We start from the raw sequence: 5508 nt of genomic DNA, 5'->3' as shown, positions 1-5508 counted from the left end.
ATGATGTACTTGCTGTTGGCGGCGGCCAGGTCCGGGTTGGCGTTGACCAGGGCCTGGCGCATGCGCTCGGCATGGTCGATGTTCTGGCAGAAGACGATGGTCTTGGCGAAGCGGTCCGTCGCCTTGAGGAACTCGGTGATCTTGGCCGCGACCAGGGCGGTGCGCTGTTCGAGTATGAGGGCGCGGTCGTAGTCGCTGTCGTTGTATTCGCGGTCCTCGATGGCATGACCGAACCTGTCGGTTTGCCCGGACTCCGGGCGCCAGCCGTCGAGATCCCGATCAAGCCCGATGCGTACAACCTTGTAGGGTGCGAGAAAGCCGTCCGAGATGCCCTGCCGCAACGAGTAGGTGTAGATGGGCTCGCCGAAGTAGTCGATGTTCGAGACCTCTTTGGTCTCCTTGGGGGTGGCCGTCATCCCGATCTGGGTCGCCGTGGAGAAGTATTCGAGCACCTTTCGCCAAGCGGCATCGTCCGCGGCGCTGCCCCGATGACACTCGTCCACGAAGACCAGATCGAAGAAATCCGAGGAGAACTGCGTGTAAATGTTCTGCTCTTCCTCGGTACCGGTCACCGCTTGATAGAGGCAGAGATAGATCTCGAACGCCTTGTCCACCGTGCGGTTGGTGATCTTGGTCATGGCCTGACCGAAGGGCTTGAAGTCGTTGGTCTTGGTCTGATCGGCCAGGATGTTGCGGTCCACCAGGAACAGAATGCGTTTCTTGGCGCCCGATCGCCACAGCCGCCAGATGATCTGAAAGGCGGTGTAGGTCTTGCCCGTACCCGTGGCCATGACCAGCAGGATGCGGCTCGCGCCGCGGGCAATGGCCTCCACGGTGCGGTTGATGGCGATGCGCTGGTAATAGCGGGGGACCTTGCCGGAGCCGTCGTCGAAATAGTCCTGAACGGCGACTACCTGCTCTTGCGCGAGCAACCCCTTGGCCTTGCAGTAGCGCGCCCAGAGCTCGTCCGGGGTGGGGAATTGGTCGAGTGGGATCTCGCGCGTCACGGCTCCGGTGGTCACCGTGCGGTCGTGTTCCAGAAAGGCGTCGCCGTTGGAGCTGTAGACGAAGGGAATATCGAGCATTTCCGCGCAGTCCAGCGCCTGCTGCATGCCGTCGCCGACGGCGTGGTTGTTGTCCTTCGCCTCGATGAGGGCGAGCGGGATGTTGGGCCTGTACACCAGGATGTAGTCGGCGCGTCTGGCAACGCCACGCTTCACCGTCTTCCCGCGAACGATGACCCGGCCTCTGGTGAAGTAGACCTCCTCGCGAATCTGTGTCAGGAGGTCCCACTTGTCCCCGTTCGCACCGACCAGCGCGGGCGTGATGAACTTGGTGCGAATGTCTGCTTCGGTCAGCGCCTTCTTGTTCATGCCCGTATGAGCTTCCCTGTTGGATTCACGGTGCGCGGAGCCGGGCTGACTTCCCGAGAATGCGAGCCCGACCTTGTACAGGCAGTTCGGGCAGCAGCCTACGCAACTCGGTAGAGAAGGGGGAGCCTCCGGCCGCGCGGCTCAGGATGACGAATCTCCGGCGGAATAACGGTGGATCGTCGGCGACGGTGGGATCGTCCCGGAAGGGCAGCGCCTAATGCCGTGAGGGCAAGGGGCGGAGCCCTGTCGTCCGAATTATTGCGCCTCGGACGTCGGGCTGTTCAGCCAATTCTCCAACTCGCAGCCCGGCGACTCTCACGAACTCGTCCAGATTGTCGGTCACGAGGATCAGGCCGGATTCCAGAGCATGAACGGCGATCAGCAGGTCGTTGGGTCCGATGGGCGTCCGGGCTTGCTCCAGCCGAAGTCGTATCTCCGCGTAGGTCCGATCGGCTTCGGAGTCCAAGGGCAGGACGGGCAGCGAGGCCAACAGGTCGTCGACCTTGTCGGTCAGGGATTTGGAGCCGAGCTTGCGGGCACCGAAACGCAACTCGGCGGCCACGACGATGCTGGTACAGACACTCCCGTAGCCGCGCCGAGCAAGTGTCGCGGCCACCGGTCCCCGGGGTTGACGAATCAACGCGAAGAGGATGTTGGTGTCGAGCAGGTAGCGCAGGCCCGCAATGTTTGCCATGGCACTTAGAGTCGGATGTCGTCCAAGGGCAATAGCCCTTCGTCGACATCGGCGAGGGTCTCGTCTAGCGGCTCCCATCCGGCGAGTAGCGTGGCGAGGTCCGGTCGGCGCTTCACCGGCTCGACGATCAGTCGCTCGCCGTCCTTGCGGATAATCGCCTCGTCCGCGTCCAGCTCGAGCTCCCTCGGGATGCGTAAAGCTTGATTGCGACCGTTGCGAAACAGGCGGACGTGGCGTTCAGGGTTCATGGGAGATTGATCCGAAGACACGGGCGAAGACATACGCGCGAGCATATGCCAATTGCTCGGGTCGCGCGAGATGTCGGGAGCGGCGGTTTTGGAAATGCTCGCTGCGCTTCATGCGCGGGAACCCGTTCTTGTACCGGCCGGGTGAGGCAACGGGCTAAGTGCCGGCGGTCGATGTTCTCGCGGAGGGATTGAATTTGCGATAATTCGCCACGGATTTTCTGAACACAAAAAGAAAACGGGCCTTGGGGTGTACTCCCAGGCCCGTTGATTGGTGGAGGCGGCGGGACAGTGATTCCCCACCTTTCGGTGAGGCCTGGACTATGCCTTCATCCGGATCGGATACGACCCGATGGGGTCCGGATGCGGGGCGTGTTATCCGCGTTGCCGCGGATCCTAGTGGACGCTCTGCCGTTGCCGGGTCAGCGTCTCTATGAGTCTCTACAGGGCAGGTCTGAGGTTGGCCCTCTTCCTACCCCTCGGCGTTGCCGTGTCGGTCTGAGCCGACTGCAGGGTTCGCCGATGTGAGCCCCGTTTTCACTTTGCCCTTACGAGCAAAGGCGACCTGTGCGTTGATCGAACCCGCGTCCGCAAGCCCTCCGCCCTTGGTCCTACATGCTTAGCCCGTTCTATTATTTTTAGCCTTCCGCCGCCCGAGGGGCAGGGCGATCAGTCGGCGATCTCGAATTAGGTTTTAGCGGATCAGGTCCGAGCCCCCGTCACCGCGATCCCATGTTATGTTACCCCTGGAATCCGCCCCCCATAGGCAGGGAACGGTCAGAGGCTCGCTGGCCTAAGCCGCGAGAGCGTAGTTGTCGTCGTTGGCAACTATAGATTTGCGGTTGGATTTACGAGGTCACCCGCACCTCGGCATGCACCTCAGGTTTTGCGACCCACGTCGAAACCATGTCGCCCCCAGGTATCAGTACGACACTCTAGAGTAACCGCGGTTCCGCGGCAAGCTCAGCCGGTCTTGAAGAGGCGTTCCTTGTCGCGTTGCCAGTCACGATCCTTCTCGGTGTCGCGCTTGTCGTGCTGCTTCTTGCCCTTGGCGAGCCCGATCTCGAGCTTGGCCTTGCCGCGCTTCCAATACATCGCCGTCGGGACCAGGGTGTAGCCGGCGCGCTCGGTTTGGCCGATCAGGCGGCTGATCTCGCTGCGTTTGAGCAGCAGCTTGCGGCTGCGGGTCGGGTCCGGGTTGACGTGGGTGGAGGCGGCGGCCAGGGCGGAGATGTGCGCGCCGATCAGGAATGCCTCGCCATGGAGGATCTTCACGTAACCCTCCTTGAGCTGGAGACGACCTGCGCGCAGGCTCTTGACCTCCCAGCCTTCCAAGACGAGGCCGGCCTCGATGCGTTGCTCGATGAAGTACTCGTGCCCGGCCTTCTTGTTGAGCGCGATGGTCGAGCCGCCATCGGTTTTCTTCTTTCCTTTCGCCATAAGCCGCGTCCCGGAGGTCAAAAACCGACGTTGGATCGGAGGCCGCTCGGGGTAGACCATCGCGAGCCTCGCGTCGGACGCGGCTTAAAAGATCATAGAAAATTCTTGAAATGCGTCTGGACGGCGCTCGTCGGTGGCTCCGGCCATGGCCGACGGGCTCGGAGAAGACAAGAAGCACCGGACGCATTTCAATTGTAAATCAAACGAGACTTGATTTCCGCACCGAGGCCGGCTAAATTCGCGGGCTCGACTTACCTGGAGGGGTTCGATGCGCCAGCCGCTGATCGCCGGTAACTGGAAAATGAACGGCAGCAAGTCCAGTGCGGAAGCACTGTTGAAGGGTGTCGTGGCAGGGTCCGGTGGTCTCTCGAAGACCGACGTCGCGGTGTGTGTACCCTTCCCGTATCTCCATCTCGGCGAGCAGGTGCTTGCCGGAAGCTCGGTGCGGCTGGGTGCTCAAAATCTCTGCACGGAGCCCGGCGGCGCCTTCACCGGCGAGGTGTCGGGCTCGATGCTGGCCGATTTCGGATGTCGGTATGTCATCTGCGGTCATTCCGAGCGTCGCGAGTATTACGGCGAGAACGAGGCATCTATCGCGCAAAAGCTGACGCGCGCGACAGAGAGCGGCCTGACCCCGATCCTGTGCGTCGGCGAGACGCTGCAGCAGCGCGAGGCCGGCGAGATGGAGTCGGTGATCGCCGCTCAGATCGACGGCGTGGTCGAGCGCATCGGGATCGAAGCCTTCACGGGGATCGAGATCGCGTACGAGCCGGTTTGGGCGATCGGCACCGGAAAGACGGCGACGCCCGAGCAGGCGCAAGCCGTTCACGCTTACATACGCGGCCGGATCGCTGCATTGAACGGTTCGATTGCCGAGAAGTTGCGCATCCTCTACGGCGGCAGCATGAAGCCCGGCAACGCCGCGGAGCTGCTGGCCCAGCCGGACATCGACGGCGGCCTGATCGGCGGCGCATCGCTGAGCGCCGATGATTTTCTAGCGATTTGTCTGGCCGGAGAACAGCTCGCGGCCTAAGGCTGCGGCAACGAGAGACTCATGCAAACCATTTTGACCGTCATGCAGGTCTTCCTGTCCCTCGGCTTGATCGGGTTGATCCTGATCCAGCACGGGAAGGGTGCGGATGCAGGTGCAGCGTTCGGGAGTGGGGCCTCCGCGACCGTCTTCGGTGCCCGCGGGTCGGGTTCGTTCCTGACGCGCACGACGGGCATTATGGCGACGATGTTCTTTCTTACCAGCATGGCTTTGGCGTATTATGCGACGAAGGGGTCAGAGCCAGTGACGATCATGGATCGCGTGGACGAACGAACCATCATTGTCCCGTCGCCCGTAGCTGCGCCGACCTCGGATATCCCAGCGATCCCGGGCGGTGAACAGGTCGATTCGCCGTCGGATGTTCCGGTCGGGCTGGCGCCTGCAGTTGATGTGCCGACCGCGATCGTCGAGGAGACCCTGATCGAAGGTTCGGCTGATGGCGCTGCCGAGGTCGAGACGACCGAGGTGATTCTCGACGGGAGCGCCGCAGAAGAGCAGAATAAGGCCGAGGCCGCCGATCCGGCGACCGCGGAGTAGAGAGTAAACGCCGACGTGGTGAAATTGGTAGACACGCTATCTTGAGGGGGTAGTGGCGTAAGCCGTGCCGGTTCAAGTCCGGCCTTGGGCACCATCCTGACTATCGCCAGTGCTGACACGGTTGTGTGCAGATTCGGCACAATCCGGGCTTGACCCGAGGGGTCTGCC

The 5508-nt window shown here is 62.2% G+C and carries 6 protein-coding genes, 1 tRNA gene and 1 other RNA gene; 3 read left to right on the top strand and 5 right to left on the bottom strand.

All coding sequences use genetic code 11. From position 1 onward, the window contains the following. From hsdR to smpB, 5 genes are all read right to left on the bottom strand, one after another. Nucleotides 1–1373, bottom strand: a 1373-nt coding sequence (gene hsdR, locus VLR48_RS15005) for an EcoAI/FtnUII family type I restriction enzme subunit R (RefSeq protein WP_325292566.1), incomplete at its 3' end; no start/stop codon positions are given. 214 nt (nt 1374–1587) lie between these two features. Continuing rightward, nucleotides 1588–2067, bottom strand: a complete 480-nt coding sequence (locus VLR48_RS15000; protein ID WP_325292565.1) for a type II toxin-antitoxin system VapC family toxin — start codon at nt 2065–2067, stop codon at nt 1588–1590. Between the two features lie 5 nt (nt 2068–2072). After that, nucleotides 2073–2315: an AbrB/MazE/SpoVT family DNA-binding domain-containing protein gene (locus VLR48_RS14995; protein WP_325292564.1), complete on the bottom strand. Its 243-nt coding sequence runs from the start codon at nt 2313–2315 to the stop codon at nt 2073–2075. Between the two features lie 570 nt (nt 2316–2885). Beyond that, nucleotides 2886–3221, bottom strand: a transfer-messenger RNA (tmRNA) gene (gene ssrA / locus VLR48_RS14990). 54 nt (nt 3222–3275) lie between these two features. After that, nucleotides 3276–3752: an SsrA-binding protein SmpB gene (gene smpB / locus VLR48_RS14985; RefSeq protein ID WP_325292563.1), complete on the bottom strand. Its 477-nt coding sequence runs from the start codon at nt 3750–3752 to the stop codon at nt 3276–3278. 268 nt (nt 3753–4020) lie between these two features. Here smpB and tpiA point away from each other — a divergent pair, with 268 nt between their 5' ends. The 3 genes from tpiA (at nt 4021) to VLR48_RS14970 (ending at nt 5434) form a co-directional block, all read left to right on the top strand. Beyond that, entirely contained in the window at nt 4021–4785 is a 765-nt protein-coding gene (gene tpiA / locus VLR48_RS14980) for a triose-phosphate isomerase (protein ID WP_325292562.1), read from the top strand. Between the two features lie 21 nt (nt 4786–4806). After that, nucleotides 4807–5340 (top strand): preprotein translocase subunit SecG, encoded by a 534-nt coding sequence (secG, locus tag VLR48_RS14975; RefSeq protein WP_325292561.1) that lies wholly within the window; start codon nt 4807–4809, stop codon nt 5338–5340. A gap of 9 nt (nt 5341–5349) precedes the next feature. Then, nucleotides 5350–5434: transfer RNA gene (locus VLR48_RS14970), tRNA-Leu, on the top strand. Nucleotides 5435–5508 lie beyond the last annotated feature (74 nt).

This window comes from Thiocapsa sp. (assembly GCF_035467215.1).
In the GTDB taxonomy this organism is placed as follows: Bacteria; Pseudomonadota; Gammaproteobacteria; order Chromatiales; family Chromatiaceae; genus Thiocapsa.
This window is presented reverse-complemented; position numbering and strand designations above follow the sequence as displayed.

Excerpts from the sequence above, each read along its gene's own strand:
- secG (WP_325292561.1), top strand. The coding sequence starts at position 4,807 with ATGCAAACCATTTTGACCGTCATGCAGGTCTTCCTGTCCCTCGGCTTG.
- VLR48_RS15000 (WP_325292565.1), bottom strand. The coding sequence starts at position 2,067 with ATGGCAAACATTGCGGGCCTGCGCTACCTGCTCGACACCAACATCCTC.
- VLR48_RS14995 (WP_325292564.1), bottom strand. The coding sequence starts at position 2,315 with ATGAACCCTGAACGCCACGTCCGCCTGTTTCGCAACGGTCGCAATCAA.
- smpB (WP_325292563.1), bottom strand. The coding sequence starts at position 3,752 with ATGGCGAAAGGAAAGAAGAAAACCGATGGCGGCTCGACCATCGCGCTC.
- tpiA (WP_325292562.1), top strand. The coding sequence starts at position 4,021 with ATGCGCCAGCCGCTGATCGCCGGTAACTGGAAAATGAACGGCAGCAAG.